We start from the raw sequence: 16526 nt of genomic DNA on the forward strand, positions 1-16526 counted from the left end.
CAAAGGAGACCGCTATGCCCAACGCCCCATCACACGAAATACCAGAAATGATTCTCCTCACGCTCGCGCGCGCCGAAGAGAACGCGCAGATGCTCACACTCGCAGACCTCGCGCGCACAGTGAACCTGTCGGCAGCGTCGCTCGACGCGCACCTCCACCCACTTTTCGCCCAAGCTCTCGTCACGCATACAACAAGCGCCGTAACCCTGACCGTGATCGGTCAGGCACGCGCGCGCATTCTCCTACGACGGCATCGTCTCGTCGAGCGACACTTTACCGATGTGCTGGGACTGGACTGGGCACGCGCGCACGACGAAGCGGATCGCTTGGAGCATTTCGTCTCGCCGGAAACCGAAGCGCAACTCGCCGATCAACTCGGCAATCCCGATACCTGCCCGCACGGCAATCCCATCCCACGCGCGTCGAGTGACGCCGCCAAGTCCGCGCAAAAGTTGCTCGCCGATTGCGCGCCCCGCACGCGCGCCACGATTGCGCGCATCGCATTGGAAACATCAGCCACACTGCGACACCTCGCGACGCTCGGCTTACTACCGAATGTTCAAGTCGTAGTTGAAAATCGCGCGCCCTTTGGCGGTCCCGTGCTTGTGCGCGTCGGTCACGCGCACTACGCGCTCGGACGCGACCTGGCAAATCGAATTTGGGTCACACCAACATAGGAAACGCAATGAAAACGATTATCGTCTTGGCAATGCACGGCGCGCCGCCACACGATTTCCCCAAGCGCGAACTGGGCGAATTTTTCGGTTTGCACAACCGAATCGAACTCGCCATCGAACCCGAACGCGCGACCATGCGCGCGCGTCTCGCGGAACTCGACGCGAAGATTCGCGCGTGGACGCGCACCGCGCAGAACGATCCGTACTGGGCTGGCTCGCACGCTATCGCGCGCGAATTGGCGCGCGTGATGAACTGCGATGTGATTGTCGGCTTCAATGAATTCTGCGCGCCAACGCTCGACGCGGCGTTCGATCAAGCCGCGGCGCGCGCGGAACGCGTGATCGTCCTCACGCCGATGATGACCCGCGGCGGTGAACACTCGGAAAAGGAAATTCCGCAAGCGATGGATGCCGCGCAGAAACGTCATCCGTCAATCACCTTTCAATACGTCTGGCCCTTTGACATGAATGCGATCGCGCAATTCCTTGCCGCGCAAATCGCGAATTACGAATCACGGACTAGAAATTAACTATGGCTTCCTGTCACACACTCACCCAGCATTTTGGACACACCGATTTGACAATTGCGCTTGCCGGCAATCCGAACGTTGGCAAGTCATCCCTGTTCAATCGTTTAACTGGCGCGAATGTCGAGACCGCGCATTATCCGGGCAAGACTGTTGCGCTGAACTATGGCACCACGCATTGCGATGGCAAACGCATCGGCGTGATTGATTTGCCCGGCACCTATGCGCTAGGCGCAATGAGCGAAGACCAGTGGGTCGCGCGGCAAGGCGTGCTCGACAATCACCCCGACGCGATTGTCGCAATCGCCGACGCGACGAACCTCGAACGCAACCTCTATCTCATTTTGCAATACCTCGACCTGGGATTGCCTCTCGTCGCCGCCGTGAATTTGATTGACGAAGCCGCGCGCGTCGGAATTCAGATTGATACGGCGCGACTCGCGCACGCCCTGCACGTGCCGGTCGTACCGACGATTGCGACGCGCGGGCAAGGCGTCCACGAATTGATCGAGACCGTCACCGCGTTGCCGCGCGATCCCGTGACGCCACCCGAGTACGACCTCGAAATCGAAACCGCGATCCACGCCTTGGCGCGCGTCATCCGCGAATCCGGCATCGTAGTGCCGAACGATTTGTCGCCGCGCGCGCTCGCGATTTTGCTGTTTGAGCAAGACTCGACGTTGACCCGCGCAATCGAGCAATTGCCAGACGGGGATGCGATTCTCGCGCGGGCGCGGCATCTCGCCGCCGAAATCGAAACGCGCGTCGGCGAACCGTTGAGCTTGCATCTGCCGCGCGCGCGTCACGCGCTCGCCAGCGCCATCGCGCGGGACGCGCAAGTCCGGAAATCGAATCGCGAACCGCTCGCGACCAAACTGTGGCGCTGGTCGGTCGAACCGGCAACGGGTATCCCTACCTTGATCGCCGTGTTGATCGGACTGTTCGCGTTTCTCTTTGCGGTCGGCGGCGCGCTCGCGGAACAGTTCGCGTCGCTCTGGGGAACCTGGGTCTCGCCGCAGATCCAGACCATCGTCGCGTGGGTATTGGGCGAGAGCGTGTTTGCGCGCATTGCGCTGTGGGGATTCGACGCCGGCATTCAAGCCGCGCTCGGCATCGGCATTCCGTACGTCCTGACATTCTATACGCTTCTCGCGATCTTGGAAGACAGCGGTTACATGAACTCAATCGCATTTTTGCTCGACGCGTTGATGAAGCGGCTCGGCTTGCATGGGCGCGCGGTGATTCTGTTGCTTGCCGGCGCGGGGTGCAACGTGCCCGCGATCATGGGGACGCGCGTGCTGACGACGCGACGCGAGCGCATCATCGCGAGCACGCTCGTGGTGCTGACACCGTGCAGTGCGCGCATCGCGGTGATCGCCGGCGGCGCGGCATTGTTCGCGGGCTGGCAGTACGGCGCGGCGATTTTGGTGTGCGCGTTCGCGCTGATCATCGCGGTCGGCATCGGACTGAATCGCCTGCTGCCGGGCAACTCGGACGATTTAGTCATGGAGATGTTTCCGTTCCGTGTGCCGACTTTGCGCGTGATCGTACGTAAAACCTGGGGGCGTTTCAAAGAGTTTCTGTTCGAAGCGTTGCCGATCGTGCTACTAGGCAGTTTCGCGATGGGCGCGTTGTACGAAACGGATACGCTGTGGGCGTTCAGCGCGCCGCTCGCGCCGGTCGTCGAAGGCTGGCTAGGGTTGCCGACTATTGCGGGATTGGCATTGCTTTTCGCCGTGCTGAGAAAGGAACTTGCGCTGCAATTCCTAGTCACGCTCGCGCTGGTCCAGTACGGCGCGGGCGCGGACAACTTTTTATCGTTTATGACGCCGTCGCAGTTGTTCGTCTATTCGCTCGTCAACACGATCTACATTCCTTGCATCGCGACGGTCGGGGTGCTGAACAAGGAGCTAGGTGCGCGCGCGGCAATCGGCATATCAACATTTACCATTGTCCTCGCGATTCTCGTGGGAGGGATCGCGCGCTATGTTCTCGCGTTGGTTTAAGACCGCCGACCGCCGACCACCGACCACCGACCCTCCGCCGGCGATTCGCCATTCGCCATCTGCCATTCGCTGCCCACTCTGCGGCAAACAATTCACGGCAAGCGAGGCGGCGCAATGCCCGACGTGCGCGCTCGCGAAAAAGTGCGGCTTGGTAATGTGTCCGCGTTGTCACTATGAATTTGCGGCTTAGGCGCGAACGAATTTGCGTGTTCGTCCCATTTGTGCTAGAATAATTCCGCCGAAGGGGTGTAGCTCAATTGGCAGAGCAACGGTCTCCAAAACCGTAGGTTGCGGGTTCAATTCCTGTCGCCCCTGCCAACGCAGACCTGAGAGGATTTGAAACCTTTCAGGTCGTTTTCTTTGTCGAATCAAAAACCCGAAAGGTCTTGAAGACTCTTCGGGTTTTCTTTTATCGCGGAACCTGGGTCGGTCGGCGCAGAATTTGCTTCGCCATCCAACTAAAGGATTTTGGCGCGCGATCCAGATCCTCTTGCAGTAACTCGATGCGCCGCCACACGAGTTGCTGTTCCTCCGGGTCGAGATACTTGTCGAGCGTTTGTTCCAGCAGAACCGAGTTGTCGTACACCGCCGTGAACACGCCCCAGTTGTGCGCCGCAAGTTTCGCGATGTACTCGCGGTCAACCTGGTCTTCACCCTCGCCGCGCCCGACGCGATGATCGAGCAACAGCGCGACGATATCCTGAACATCCTTTTCTTCCATGTTGACGCGTGATAATTTGATGAGAAGCAGGTCCGCGAATGTCACGGTCGGCGATGCGAGATCAAGCCGCGGCGTGAGATCGGCAAAAGGAAAAACCGGGTCGCACAACTCGATCTCGACGCCATCGCGATCAAAAATCCACGAGCCAGGTTGTTTCGTGCGCGTCACGCAACCGCGCGCCGTCAACACCTCGGCGAGCGCTTCAAATTCATCGCGCGGTGCGACGAAATCCAAATCCTTGTAGGCGCGTTGCAATGCCGTGTGCGTCTCGATGCTAGGACACGTGAGTAAAGTGGCGACGCCGGCGATCACACGCAGCGTCAGTTTCTTTTCCGCCGCCGCGTCCACCAATTCTTTGGCGAGTGTGATCAATTGTTCGTTGGTTATTGTCATGATTGAGATCATACCATTCATTACATGTATAGGTTCACACCAAGATCGGATCGCTTTACTTGAAGCGAACAGTCGTGTTTGTCCAGAAGATCTCTGACTCGATTCTCATCATGCTGATCACAGACAGGGGAAAGATAAACATGTTCAATGAGTTCATTTATGTCAGTATCCACGAAGATTCCGCTCTGGGACTGGAGTTTGCTATCTGCCTTGTTAATAATAGCTCGAAGTTCATTTTCATATTTGAAGTGGTGCCATTTCAAGAAGAAAGCTTTTAGGGTATTTGGCATGTCCACATTGAAAAAGCGATTTTCAGGTTTCCACTCTCTGAAATCTATATACTCCACTTCACCGATCCATATTCGTTCACTATTGATGTCAATGCTACGTTTTAGTCGCCCCACGGTAGATTGAATTGCAATAGCCCCTCTGTCATCTCCAGAGTAAATTTTCCACATCGCAAAAGACTCGTGCTCATTTGCATGCCAACAATTTATCCAATGTGATCGAGCTTCAATCTGCATTTGCCACTCAAGATGGGTATAGGTTTGTCCATTGATGAAGAGGGGTTGTTTCGCATCCAGATTAAACTTTTGAATCATCTTGATTGGAAAAACACCCTCCCATTTGTCATGGAACTTGTCAGCTCTGCAAAAATACAAAGCTCTGCTGCTAATGAGACTCACGAACTTGGCAAAATCCATGTAGCGCCAGATTTTGTGTGAATCATCATAGCTCAGAGTTAGCCGAGGATGTTCTACATACATTGTCACACCATCTCTGGACAGAACTAGGGATTTCCTTGTGGGCAGACAAATATGTCTGCCCCTACAATTTCCCGGCTACTGCTTCCGCCATCTCCATCGTCGTACTCTTGCCGCCCATATCGTACGTGCGAACCTTGCCCTCCGCGATGACTAAGCCAATCGCGTGTTCGAGTCGCGTCGCTTTTTCTTTTTCGCCGAGCCAGTCCAACATCAACATCGCCGCGAGAAACGTCGCGATCGGGTTGACCTTGTTCTGTCCGGCGTACTTTGGCGCGGAGCCGTGCGTTGGCTCGAACACGGCGAATTTGTTGCCGATGTTGCCACTCGCCGCGAAACCCAGCCCGCCGACGAGTTGCGCGCACAGATCGGACACGATGTCGCCGAACATGTTGCTCGTCACGATCACGCCGTACTGTTGCGGATTCTTGACGAGCCACATCATAATCGCGTCCACGTTCGCTTCCCACAATTCGATCTTGGGGAAATCCTTCGCAACCTGGCGCGCGACGCGTGTCATCAATCCGCTCGTCTCACGCAACACATTCGGTTTTTCGACGAGCGTCACGTTTGGATAGCCATGCTGTTGCGCGTACTCAAACGCGGCGCGGACGATGCGCTCGGAACCACGCCGCGTGATAATGCGCGCGGAGAACGCAATGTCTTCAGATGCAACATCCTTGAACGCGCGCATCCCGGGCGATGCTTCAAGCGCGCGGCGCACGTCGTCGGGCAACGGGTAAAACTCAACGCCGACGTACAGCCCTTCGGTGTTTTCGCGGAACACAACCAGGTCAATGTCGTCGCGATAGTTGAGTGGGTTGCCGTGATACGCTTTGCACGGGCGCAGATTGGTGTAGAGATCAAACATCTGGCGCAGCCGCACGATGGGACTGCGGTACACGAGTCCCTTACCGCGTAGATTCGGCGCGAGTTCGGCTTCGGCTTCTTCTTTGGGTTTCGAGGTGATCGCGCCAAAGAGCAAACAGTGCGACGATTTCAAAATATCAATCGTGCGTTGTGGAAGCGCTTCACCCTCGTTGCACCAAAATTCCCAGCCAATGTCGGCGTGAATGTACTCCGCGTCCAGTTTGATCGCGTCGAGCACAACCTTCGCCGCGTCCATCACATCATTTCCGATCCCGTCGCCAGGCATCCAAGCAATCTTGTACATTTTTGATTTCTGATTTATGATTTATGATTTTGGATTACGATACCTGATCGGCTACAAATCAGAAATCATCAATCGAAAATCATAAATTTCCAATCAGTCTCCTCCCGATTTTATTTCCGGCATCGGCAAATGTTCCGTGCCCAGTTTCTTGCGTAACATCTGAATCAATCCACCCGTCTCGATGATCGTAAACAGCGAGGGCGAGAGCGCGGGAAAGTCGAACGCGCCCGCCGCGCAGTGAATCGTGTGCGCGTCGAGATCAATCGCGATGGTTTCGCCGTTCGCAATCGCGTCCGCCGCCGGCGCGCACACAATCGGCACGACGCCGTTGTTCACCAAGTTGCGAAAGTGAATGCGCGCAAACGATTTCGCGATGATCGCGGTGACGCCCGCGTATTTCAAACACGTCGCGGCTTGCTCGCGCGACGAACCGTTGCCCCAGTTTTTTCCGCCGACGATAATGTCGCCGGGCTGGACATTCGCTACAAAGGTGGGATCCAAATCTTCGAGCGCGTGTTTCGCTTGCTCTTTGGGATCGGTGATGGTGTACGTGTACTTGCCCGGAAAAATCACGTCCGTGTTCACATCATCGCCGTACTTCCAAACTCGACCGCGTAGTTGCATCGCTAACCTCTGGTATGTTTCTGGCGGTGGTTGGTTTTCATCACCAACCTGATCGCTTCGTTCACAAATCGCAAAATAAAAAACACGACGCGCGCCGGATAAAGTTTCCACAACGCGAAATCAATCCGCCGCTCGACGGGAACGCCATCCGCCAACGTGTCCGCGATGATCTGACGATGCAGCGGTTCGAGCGTGCGCGGCAAGCGCGTCACATCGCACCATTTCAAGCCGGTGACTTCTAGACCAAAATGCTTGGCATTGCCGCCAACGACGCGTCCGCGAAAAGCATACGTCAGTTGGTCGCCGCGCCCATAGACGGATTGATGCAAATAACACCCGACGAATTTCTCCGCCACGATGTCGTACCCGACTTCCTCGGAAGTCTCGCGCACCGCTGCCTCTGCCGGGTCTTCGTTTTTCTCGATGCCGCCGCCGGGCAAATCCCACAAGAAAAAAATCTCGCGGCGCAACAGCAACACCTGTTTGCAATCGCCCGAAAGCACGACTGCCATTGCGCCGCGGCGCGTGATACGCGATTCGCATGGAGGATTGTTCACGGCGCGCATTATGCCACAAGCCCGCGCTATCGTCAAAGCATCACGCGCAGACGAACATCCCCACCGACTTGGTAATCACGAACGCGCCGTCACGCGCGATGCGGTCAGTTATAATCCGGCGCAATTTTTCTTCGCCATTTGCTTGATGGACCTGGGAACTCAACACACCCGACATCGCATACGCGACCAGCGGCTCAACCTCGGTCACGACGAGCGCGTCGTCATAATCGAAACGTTGCACGTTCGCAAAATAGTGTGCGAGATACGCCGCGCCATTTTCCAAGTTGAATTGCATTTCAAGGAATGGTTGTTCAATGCCAGCGATCTCGCCAATCAACGCGCGCAATTCGCGCAAATGTGTTTGACCATTCGTCGCCGCGAACAGTTTGCCCTGTGGTCGCAACACGCGTTTGAATTCGGCGAGCGCGCGCGGCACGTCAGGCACATGGTACAGCATGTGATTCGCGAGCACCGCATCGAACACGCCCCATTCGAACGCAACCGATTGCGCGTCAGTCACCGCGAATCGCGCGCGCGGCACAGCGACGCGCGTCGTCTCAATCATGCCCGGCGAAAAATCGGACAGCGTGATTTGCCACGACGGTGGAATGCGCGTGTCATTCTCGCGCCAGAGCGCGCCGGTGCCGCAACCGACTTCGAGCACACGCGCGCGCGCCGGCAAATCGAGATGATCGAAATACCAATCGAACCACTTGCGCGGTGCAGTGCCAAAACGTTCGTGTAACGCGGCGCGTGTCGTCAGATTGTTGCTCGCGCGATATTGATCGCGTACATAACCAGAATCACTCAAACTTGTCAAGGCAAATGCTCCGCGCGCAAACGCGCAAACTCTTGTTTGAATGACGCGTCCATCGCCGCACGTTGGTTTGCCGGCAACAATGAGGCGCGCAACGCGTTCAGCGATAATCGCTCCAACTGATCGGCGTCAAAATGAAAATACTGGGCAACCTTGAGGTACTCGTCGGTGAGCGTCGTGTTGAACATCGGCGGGTCGTCCGAGTTGAGCGTGACGTACAATCCTTGCGCAATCAAACGCGGGAACGGATGCTCGGCAAAACTCGGCACGACGTTGAGGCAGACATTGCTCGTCGGACACACTTCGAGCGGAACCTGGGTCTCGCGCAGATGCGCGACCAGTGCTGGATCTTCAACGCATCGCACGCCGTGTCCGATGCGTTGCGCGTGCAAATCGCGCAGCGCGCCCCAAATACTCTCAGGTCCGCTGATTTCGCCGGCATGCGGAACGCTCGCAAGTCCGGCTACCCGCGCGCGATCAAACACGTCGCGAAATTTCGCGGGCGGGTTGCCGGTTTCCAGCCCGCCTAATCCAAATGCAACAACGCCGTCGCTCATCGCGCTGATCGCCCAATCGGCGACCAACAACCCATCGTTCGCCGAAACCTCACGCGGGATGTCGAGGACAAGCGACATCGTTACGCCAAGTTCCCGCTCCGCCCAACGGCGCGCGCGGTTGATCGCCTCCAATTGATCGCGAAACGAAATACCATTGCGCCGAAATTGCGTCAACGCGGTGTATGTCACTTCGCTGTGGCGAATGTTTTGCGCCGCTTGCCCTTGCAAGAATTCGCACGCGACAAGTTCGATGTCATCTGACACCCGCAAGCAAGTGGCAATTATGGTATAGACTTCGACAAAATGCGGAAAGTCAACGAACGTGTACCAGCGATGCAGACCGGCGACATCCTGGGCGGGCAAGGAAACGCGATGGCGTTTCGCCAGTTTAAGCAGTGTCGCCGGGCGAATCGCGCCTTCGAGATGAACGTGCAATTCCACCTTGGGCATTGCGCGGATGTACGATTCAAGTGACATGGATGTTTGGAAATTGGAAGTTGGAAATTAGAGATTAGAGATTGGAACTATCCTCCAACTCACGGCTTGCTCAAAACGTACTTGAAAACCTGGGTGCGCGCGACGACGAACAATTCGTTCTTGTCGTTGAACACCATCCCCGATGGCGAGCCACCTTCGACGCGGAATGTGTCGAGATAGCGACCGTCCAGCGCGAACACGAGAACGGCATTACTATCCGCGACGTAGATGCGGCTTTGATTGTCAATCGCGATCGCTTGCGGCGAACGGAATTGTCCCGGCTCGTTGCCGCGACTGCCGAATTTATTTTCGTACTTGCCGTCGGGCGTGAATTTGAAAATCGTCGAACTCGCCAAGGCGAAAATATTGCCTGCGCCATCCACGGTAAGTTTGGCGTCAAACTCTGGACGATTCGTCAAACTGCTGATGAAACCTGGGATTGTTTTGACGACCTTCCCCTCGCGATCAAAGCGCACGAGATCATCGCGCACACCCTGGACGGAAGTGAAAAGACCGGTGCGCGCTTCAAACCACAGTGCAAGCAATCCACCATCCGGCAGAGTGATCACCTGATCGAAACGATTATCCGGGAATTGTACTTGCCCAAGTGATTTGCCGGTCGCGCCTTCAAATTTCGCGAGGATGCCTTTCTGCGCGATGTAAACCGTCCCCTTGCGATCGGACGCGAGCCAACGCAACGGCGCTTGCGCGTCCACCGTCCATTGCGTCGAAAACTTCCCGGCGGAATCGAAAACCTGGATGCGTCCGCCGGTGTACTCACCAACGTAGATGTTGCCCTCGCCGTCCACGGCGATACTGCGCGCGTCGGTGAACAACCCAGGTCCCGAACCACTGCCGCCGAATTTGAGCGCGAGGTTCATAAACGCCGGAGTCGGCGTCGTGGTTGGCACCCGCGTCGCGGTAGGAATCGGCGTCGCGGTCGCCGTTCGCGTGGGCGTTACGGTGCGCGTCGGTGTAGGCGCAAACGGATTGAGCGCGATGAACATTCCTGCCGGTACGATCAAAGCAGGAACGATGACGAGCGCGACAATCGCGGTCACAATCGCCGCGATAATACAACCCAGGTTGCGACCGGATTTGACGACTACTTGCGGCGTCGCATCGAAACGCGTCGTCACGACCGTCGCGCCGCCAACCTGGACTGGCTTGCCCGCCGCGAGCGCCTCGACCGCATCTTTCGCTTCTTTCAATCCAACGCCAAACACCTCGCGATAAATTTTGATCGCCTCAATCTTTTTGCCGGCGCGAACCATGTCCGCCATCTCGCCCAGTCGCGACGATTGCGCCGCCAACTGCGCGAGATCGGAAAAACCCGACGACGCCGATGGCGGTCCGACGCGCAATTCTTCCGGCACAATTACCGAATTTTTGCAGTGCGCGCACGTGATCGTTAGATCAGGTCCGCCATCGTAATCGAGCGGTGCGCCGCACTTGGGGCAGTTGAATGCTTGGGACACGTGTCATCCTCCATCAGACGACCTTGAAACGCATCGCCGACCAATCGTCGTCAATCGAAATCATGGCGACGCCTTTTGCGCGATTGTTTTATCCGACATCGTTCGCCCCGCTTCTTTCAACGCGAGAAACTCGCCATTGCCGACTGGCACAAGCGAAATGAGATAGCCCGGCGTTGCGCGCACAAGGCGCACGAAATCCGCCAGCTCACTCGCGTGCGACACGGCGTTGTCTGCGACGAGCAATCCGCCGGGCGCGAGGATGCGTTGCAGATCGCGCCACCAGCCGACGTACTGTCTGCGTGATGAATCCAAGAAAATCAAATCGAACACATCCACAGTTTGTCGCAAAAAACCGCTGGCATCGCCGACGCGCAGGTCAATGCGCGCGGCAAGTCCGGCGCGTTCGAAATTCGCGCGCGCCATCTCGATCTTGAACGCGGATTGTTCGAGCGTCGTCACGCGCCCATCGAACGGCTCGACGGCGTGCGCGAGCCACAATGTCGAGTAGCCATTCGACGTACCGATTTCGAGCGCGCGTTTCACTTGCAGCGCGCGAACGAGCAACAATAAAAATTCGCCGGTGTCCGGCGTGATGTTCAACATTCGTCGCGTGCGATCGGTCGTCTGCGCGTCGTTCGCCTCGCCGAAAATTTCGAGTTCGCGCAAGAGCGCCGCGAGTTGTTTGTCCATCATCTATTGACAATCCACTGGAACGTGAGAGAATATTCGAGCGTCTTTTGAAATAGGAGGATGAAATGAATCACATCTTGCTTTCATCTAGTTTTCTGTTCCTCGGTCTGACCATCGCGTTAACCGCTTGCGCGACCATTGTTCCTACACCCACACGTCAGCCGATTGACCCAACCGCGAACGCGCCGATCATCGTACCGACGCGCGCGGCGAATACACCTGCCGCCACGCCCTCGTTCGATCCCAAACCAGGCGATGATAAACTGCAACGCGGCAATGTTTTTCTGGACACGAGCCGCTTGCTATCAACAGCAAGCTTTCCGCCGCTACTCTTTCTCGAACTTACCGGCTCGCTGCCGACACCTTGCCATCAATTGCGAGTCCAGGTTTCGCCGCCCAACGCAAAGAATGAAATTCACGTCAGCGTGTATTCGCTGGCTGACCCGTCGGCAATTTGCGTGCAGATGATTGCGCCATTCAGTGCGAGCGTGCCGCTGAAAAATTTATCGCCGGGCAAGTACACCATCTGGGTCAACGAGAAACAGATCGGAGAGTTGACTGTGCCGTAACTCAAATCGCGTGCGGGTTTGCGTTCACCCCGCGCCCACATTCGCGGTGACAAGTTTGACGATACACGCCAACCCGCGTTCGGATTGACCTGGCTTGAGCACCCAACATTTGTCCGCGCTTTTGGGTCGTTCGGCGGCAACGCACAGCGTTTGCGATGGCGCGTCATAGTACTGCACGTCGCCGCTCGCGCCAGCAAACAACGCATTGGTCACACCCAGGTCGAGAAGATAGCGAACCAGGTCGTCTTCGGTTCCGCTTCTGTCCCAGTCCGCCGGATTCGTCACATCGCCAATCAGCCCCACCCAAACAACGCGTCCATCCGGCATCAAGCCAATGGCGCACAAGGCAGCGGGCGCGCCGAGCGTGTACAACGTTTCTCCGCTCATCGCGGTCCGACCCGGCGGCGGATTTTTCAGCGGCGCGCGCTGACCTTGCTTCAAAATATACGGAACCGAAAAACCATTGGTGCCGGCATAGATGTGGCGATCATCATCCGCGTGGATTTGATTCAGGACAATTCGCAAATCACGAATCTCGGCGCATCCGTTCGCGTGTTGCAGGAAAAAAGTGAATGCGCCGTCGAGCGGTTCCCATTCTTTTTGCCCAAGCACTCTGATTCCTGCCGGCTTGGTCAGCAAGCGTCCGTTTTCAACAAGCGGATTGATCATCACGCCGGATTCGCCAGCATTGAAATACGCGACGCCGCCTGGACACATGGCAATCATTTCGCGCACGCTCGTTCCCGGATGCGGCGCAAGTTTTTTCCACGGCTCGACGGTTTGGTAGTACGGCGCAAACGTGTTGGCGAAAAAATCATGCGCCATCGTTTCACGCGAGACGATCAACTCCAACCGAATCGCTTGCGGATTCCAAATGATCGCGTGACCGATGGTGTACGCGACACCCTGCGCGTCGGCTTTGGAGAGAGGAATGAAATTGTAGTCGAACAAAATCACACCTCGCGCGGATCCGCAATCACGCCCGCCACCGCGCTCGCGGCAACGACCGCCGGACTCGCGAGATAGATTTCCGAATCGCGCGTGCCCATCCGTCCGCGAAAATTCCGGTTCGCGGTCGAGATCGTCACTTCGCCCGGCGCGGGAATGCCCATGTGATTGCCCATGCACGGTCCGCATCCTGGCGTGCCGATCACGCCGCCCGCATCCACGAATGTTTGAATATAGCCGCGCGTCAACGCCTCGCTCAAAACCTGGGACGATGCCGGAATGACGAGCAAGCGCGTACCGCGCGCGATTTTCTTGCCGCGCAAAATCTCCGCCGCCGCCGCGAGGTCTTCGATGCGCCCATTCGTGCATGTGCCGATGAACGCCTGATTCACCCGCGTCCCGCGCACCTGCGACAACGATTTCACATTGTCAACGCGATGCGGACACGCGACGAACGGCTCAAGTGTCGCGGCATCATAGTGATACATTGCTGTATAGTTCGCGTTTTCATCAGGATAAAGCGCACCATCGCGAATAGTAGATCGCCAATGGCTAATGGCAGATGTTCCCTGCCCGCCATTTGCTATTTGCCACCTGCCATTTGCCCTTCGCTGTGCAAGCCACTCAAACACCGCGTCATCCGGCGCGAGCCACGCGTTCTTGACTCCAAACTCCGCCATCATGTTTGGAATCACCATGCGCGATTCGAGCGACATGTTCGAAATCGTGCTGCCGTGAAGCTCGACCGAGGCGTACAGTCCGCCATCCGCACCCAGGTCGCCGATGATACGTAAACACAAATCCTTCGACGTGACACCGCGCGGCAGTTCGCCGACGATGACAATTTTCATAGACTCGGGCACGCGCAACCACAACTCGCCTGTCGCCCAGATCGCCGCGACTTCGCTGCGACCCACGCCCGCGCCGAACGCGCCCATCCAACCATAGTGCGTCGTGTGCGAGTCCGCCCCGAGAATGAGTTGTCCCGGTAAAATGATCGCCTCTTCGCTCAAGACCTGGTGACAGATGCCGCGTCCAACCTCAAAGAAATTCGCGACGCCTTGTTCTTCGACAAACTTGCGCGCGTCCGCGTGATTCGTCGCGTGCACCGTTGTCGGTGCGGGAACCGCGTGGTCAAGCGTGATCGCGAGACGCTCCGGATATTTCACGCGCTCTACGCCGAGCGCGCGAAAAATCTTCCAGATTGCCGCGGTGTTATCGTGCGACAACACTACATCCGGCACCGCGTCCACGATTTGTCCGGCGACAACCTCGCGCAATCCCGCCGCGCGCGCGAGCGCCTTTTCCGCAAACGTCTTACCCATTTTTCATTTGCTCACTTATCCGTTTCCCATTTGCCATTCGCCATTCGCTATTCGCTCATTTTCCCGCTGTCTCGACCGTCACCCCCGCGCCGTCCGCCCAACGCATCAACAACTCGTCCACATCGGTCAAGTCCAAGCGCTTTTCATCGGCGAGCGCCTTGACGTGTGCGGTCACTTCTTTGATTTGATCGTCGCTCAGCGTCACGCCCAACTGCTCGGCGCGATCCTTGATCGCGTTCCAACCGGTCAACTTGTGGGCGATGCTGATGTAACGCGTGAGACCGAAATCCTTGGGATTCAAAATCTCGTACGTCTCCGGCTGATTCAGAATCGCTTTCGCGTGGATGCCAGCTTTGTGGGTGAACGCGGTCACGCCGGTGATGTAATTGTTGAACGGAATACCGATGCCGACCATCTTGGCGATCATCTCGTCAATCTTGCGGAGTTTTTTCAGTTTGTATTTTTTCTTGACGATGTCGCGATTGTTCGCATACATCCGCGCGATAAATCCGCCGAGCGGCGCGATGCCGTTGCGCTCGCCGATACCCAGGACGCTCGTATCAATGTGCGTCGCGCCGGCTTCGAGCGCGGTCATCGCGTTCGCAATCGCGCAACCGGAATCGTTGTGCCCGTGAAACTCGATGCCCGCTTTGACGAGTCGCCGCAAACCGGAAACGAGTTGATACACGCGCATCGGCGTCGCGATGCCGACCGTATCCGCGATGCCGAACCGATCCACGCCGACCTGATCCACCGCGAGATAGACGCGGAACAAATCGGATTCTTCGCTGCGAAACGAATCTTCGGTGCTGAAGCGCAATTCGAGATTCGGCGCTTGGGCGCGCAACCACGCGAGCACTTCGACCGCGCGATCAATCACTTGTTGCATCGCCATGCCGTGACTGAACTGGCGCAGATACGACGAGGTGCCGATCACCAGGTCAATCCCTTGCACGCCGGTATCGAGCGCGAGTTTCGCATCGTCAATGTGGCAGCGCACGTGCGTGAGGACTTTGGATTTTAGTCCGCGCCGCGCGATCAACTTGGCATCCTCCATGCTTTGGGGCGATGCCGCGGGCGACGTGAGTTCGATGTACTCGACGCCGAATTCGTCCAGCGCGTCCGCGATTTTCAGTTTATCCTCGGTCGTGAAATTCGCGCCGACAAACTGTTCGCCCTCGCGCAAGGTGGACTCGATGATATTAAAAGATTCTAGTGACATCCTTGCTCCATTTCAGATTTAAGATTTCTGATTTATGATTTCAAAACCTGGGAGAGAAAGTCATTAATCAGAAATCAGAAATCCTAAATTACTTTGATTTCGCCGCGCGCAACCGCGAGCACGTAATCGAGAATGCGGTCGGGAATGCTCACGCCGGTCGGCGCGCTGCTGTTTCGAAATTCGATGGTGTAATTGACTTCGTTCACGAGCAAACCACGCTCCGGGTCTTCGAGCAAATCCACGCCGACAATGCCCCCGCCGACCGCCTTCGCCGCGCCGACACAAATCTTGTTCAGTTCCGGCGTCACCGGACAATTCGCCGCTTGACCGCCGCGCGCGGTGTTCGTGATCCAGTGCTCCGAGTTGCGATAAATCGCGGCAATCGTTTCATCGCCGACCACGAACGCGCGAATGTCGCGCCCCGGCTTTTTGATGTACTCTTGAATGTAGAAAATCGAGTGGTGGTACGAGCCAAGCGTTTCCTTGTGTTCGAGAATCGCCTCGGCGGCTTCGCGGTCGTTGACCTTGGAAAGCAATCGTCCCCACGAACCGACGGCGGGCTTGAGTACGACCGGATAACCGAACTCTTCAATCGCGCGAATCGCAGATTCCGGCGTGAACGCGACTTTGACGCGCGTCGTCGGCACACCATCGCGCACGAGCGCGGCAGAGGTAACGAGTTTGTCGCCGCACACCCGCGCGGTATGCTCGGAGTTGATCGTCGGGATGCCCCAATTATTCAGAATCATCAGCGCGTTCAATGCGCGCGAGTGATTGACGCAACGTTCGAGCACCACCGCGTACTCGCGCCATTTGCCGGGATCGTCCAGGTCGAACACCACATCGCGGTCGTCAATGCGGTCATACGCAATGCCGCGCGCGTCGAGCGCATCGAACAATAATTTTTCTTCCGCGCGCGCGCGGGAATAAAGAATGGCTAGTTTCATCATTACTCCAAATTCCTACATTTCCTTCATTTCCCTCAATTCCCTCACAGATG

18 protein-coding genes and 1 tRNA gene are annotated in these 16526 nt (G+C 56.9%); 6 read left to right on the forward strand and 13 right to left on the reverse strand.

The features are described 5' to 3' along the window. The first annotated feature begins 14 nt into the window (after positions 1 to 14). The 5 genes from HY868_00840 (at position 15) to HY868_00860 (ending at position 3528) form a co-directional block, all read left to right on the forward strand. Positions 15 to 677: a metal-dependent transcriptional regulator gene (locus HY868_00840; GenBank protein ID MBI5300654.1), complete on the forward strand. Its 663-nt coding sequence runs from the start codon at positions 15 to 17 to the stop codon at positions 675 to 677. A gap of 8 nt (positions 678 to 685) precedes the next feature. After that, the gene (locus HY868_00845) at positions 686 to 1207 is read left to right on the forward strand and encodes a hypothetical protein (protein MBI5300655.1); all 522 of its coding nucleotides are present in this window, start codon (positions 686 to 688) and stop codon (positions 1205 to 1207) included. A gap of 2 nt (positions 1208 to 1209) precedes the next feature. Beyond that, on the forward strand, positions 1210 to 3210 hold the full coding sequence (gene feoB / locus HY868_00850) for a ferrous iron transport protein B (GenBank protein ID MBI5300656.1): 2001 nt from the start codon (positions 1210 to 1212) through the stop codon (positions 3208 to 3210). Further along, complete coding sequence (locus tag HY868_00855; protein MBI5300657.1) at positions 3191 to 3400, forward strand: hypothetical protein; 210 nt, start codon at positions 3191 to 3193, stop codon at positions 3398 to 3400. The genes feoB and HY868_00855 overlap by 20 nt, the downstream gene beginning before the upstream one ends. A gap of 52 nt (positions 3401 to 3452) precedes the next feature. Then, positions 3453 to 3528, forward strand: a tRNA-Trp gene (locus HY868_00860). A 91-nt stretch (positions 3529 to 3619) separates the two neighbouring features. Here HY868_00860 and HY868_00865 read toward each other — a convergent pair. The 9 genes from HY868_00865 to HY868_00905 all read right to left on the reverse strand — a co-directional run bounded on the left by HY868_00865 (position 3620) and on the right by HY868_00905 (position 11462). Then, a complete protein-coding gene (locus HY868_00865; protein MBI5300658.1) occupies positions 3620 to 4324 on the reverse strand; it encodes a hypothetical protein in 705 nt (234 codons plus the stop codon). Positions 4325 to 4344: 20 nt separating this feature from the next. Next, complete coding sequence (locus tag HY868_00870; GenBank protein MBI5300659.1) at positions 4345 to 5091, reverse strand: hypothetical protein; 747 nt, start codon at positions 5089 to 5091, stop codon at positions 4345 to 4347. 61 nt (positions 5092 to 5152) lie between these two features. Next, positions 5153 to 6262 (reverse strand): isocitrate/isopropylmalate dehydrogenase family protein, encoded by a 1110-nt coding sequence (locus HY868_00875; GenBank protein ID MBI5300660.1) that lies wholly within the window; start codon positions 6260 to 6262, stop codon positions 5153 to 5155. Between the two features lie 93 nt (positions 6263 to 6355). Beyond that, complete coding sequence (locus HY868_00880) at positions 6356 to 6886, reverse strand: 3-isopropylmalate dehydratase (protein ID MBI5300661.1); 531 nt, start codon at positions 6884 to 6886, stop codon at positions 6356 to 6358. Positions 6887 to 6888: 2 nt separating this feature from the next. After that, on the reverse strand, positions 6889 to 7398 hold the full coding sequence (locus tag HY868_00885) for an NUDIX hydrolase (protein MBI5300662.1): 510 nt from the start codon (positions 7396 to 7398) through the stop codon (positions 6889 to 6891). Positions 7399 to 7483: 85 nt separating this feature from the next. After that, positions 7484 to 8263: a class I SAM-dependent methyltransferase gene (locus tag HY868_00890; GenBank protein MBI5300663.1), complete on the reverse strand. Its 780-nt coding sequence runs from the start codon at positions 8261 to 8263 to the stop codon at positions 7484 to 7486. Next, entirely contained in the window at positions 8260 to 9294 is a 1035-nt protein-coding gene (gene add, locus HY868_00895; GenBank protein MBI5300664.1) for an adenosine deaminase, read from the reverse strand. The genes HY868_00890 and add overlap by 4 nt, the downstream gene beginning before the upstream one ends. Positions 9295 to 9353: 59 nt before the next feature. Further along, positions 9354 to 10772: a ribosomal protein L7/L12 gene (locus HY868_00900; GenBank protein ID MBI5300665.1), complete on the reverse strand. Its 1419-nt coding sequence runs from the start codon at positions 10770 to 10772 to the stop codon at positions 9354 to 9356. A gap of 60 nt (positions 10773 to 10832) precedes the next feature. Continuing rightward, positions 10833 to 11462: an O-methyltransferase gene (locus tag HY868_00905; GenBank protein MBI5300666.1), complete on the reverse strand. Its 630-nt coding sequence runs from the start codon at positions 11460 to 11462 to the stop codon at positions 10833 to 10835. A gap of 65 nt (positions 11463 to 11527) precedes the next feature. Between HY868_00905 and HY868_00910 the strand changes: the two genes are divergently transcribed. Then, positions 11528 to 12031, forward strand: coding sequence for a hypothetical protein (locus tag HY868_00910; GenBank protein MBI5300667.1), 504 nt, complete (start codon positions 11528 to 11530; stop codon positions 12029 to 12031). Between the two features lie 24 nt (positions 12032 to 12055). On the opposite strand, the gene HY868_00915 is transcribed toward HY868_00910, so the two are convergent. From HY868_00915 to lysX, 4 genes are all read right to left on the reverse strand, one after another. After that, positions 12056 to 12982, reverse strand: coding sequence for a hypothetical protein (locus HY868_00915; protein MBI5300668.1), 927 nt, complete (start codon positions 12980 to 12982; stop codon positions 12056 to 12058). Positions 12983 to 12984: 2 nt separating this feature from the next. Further along, positions 12985 to 14304 carry a 3-isopropylmalate dehydratase large subunit gene (locus HY868_00920; GenBank protein MBI5300669.1) on the reverse strand — a complete coding sequence of 440 codons (1320 nt, stop codon included), beginning with the start codon at positions 14302 to 14304 and terminating at the stop codon, positions 12985 to 12987. A gap of 55 nt (positions 14305 to 14359) precedes the next feature. Then, the gene (gene lysS / locus HY868_00925) at positions 14360 to 15526 is read right to left on the reverse strand and encodes a homocitrate synthase (GenBank protein MBI5300670.1); all 1167 of its coding nucleotides are present in this window, start codon (positions 15524 to 15526) and stop codon (positions 14360 to 14362) included. Positions 15527 to 15609: 83 nt separating this feature from the next. Continuing rightward, complete coding sequence (lysX, locus tag HY868_00930) at positions 15610 to 16473, reverse strand: lysine biosynthesis protein LysX (protein MBI5300671.1); 864 nt, start codon at positions 16471 to 16473, stop codon at positions 15610 to 15612. Between the last annotated feature and the right edge of the window lie 53 nt (positions 16474 to 16526).

Source organism: Chloroflexota bacterium (assembly GCA_016219275.1).
GTDB lineage: Bacteria > Chloroflexota > Anaerolineae > UBA4142 > UBA4142 > JACRBM01.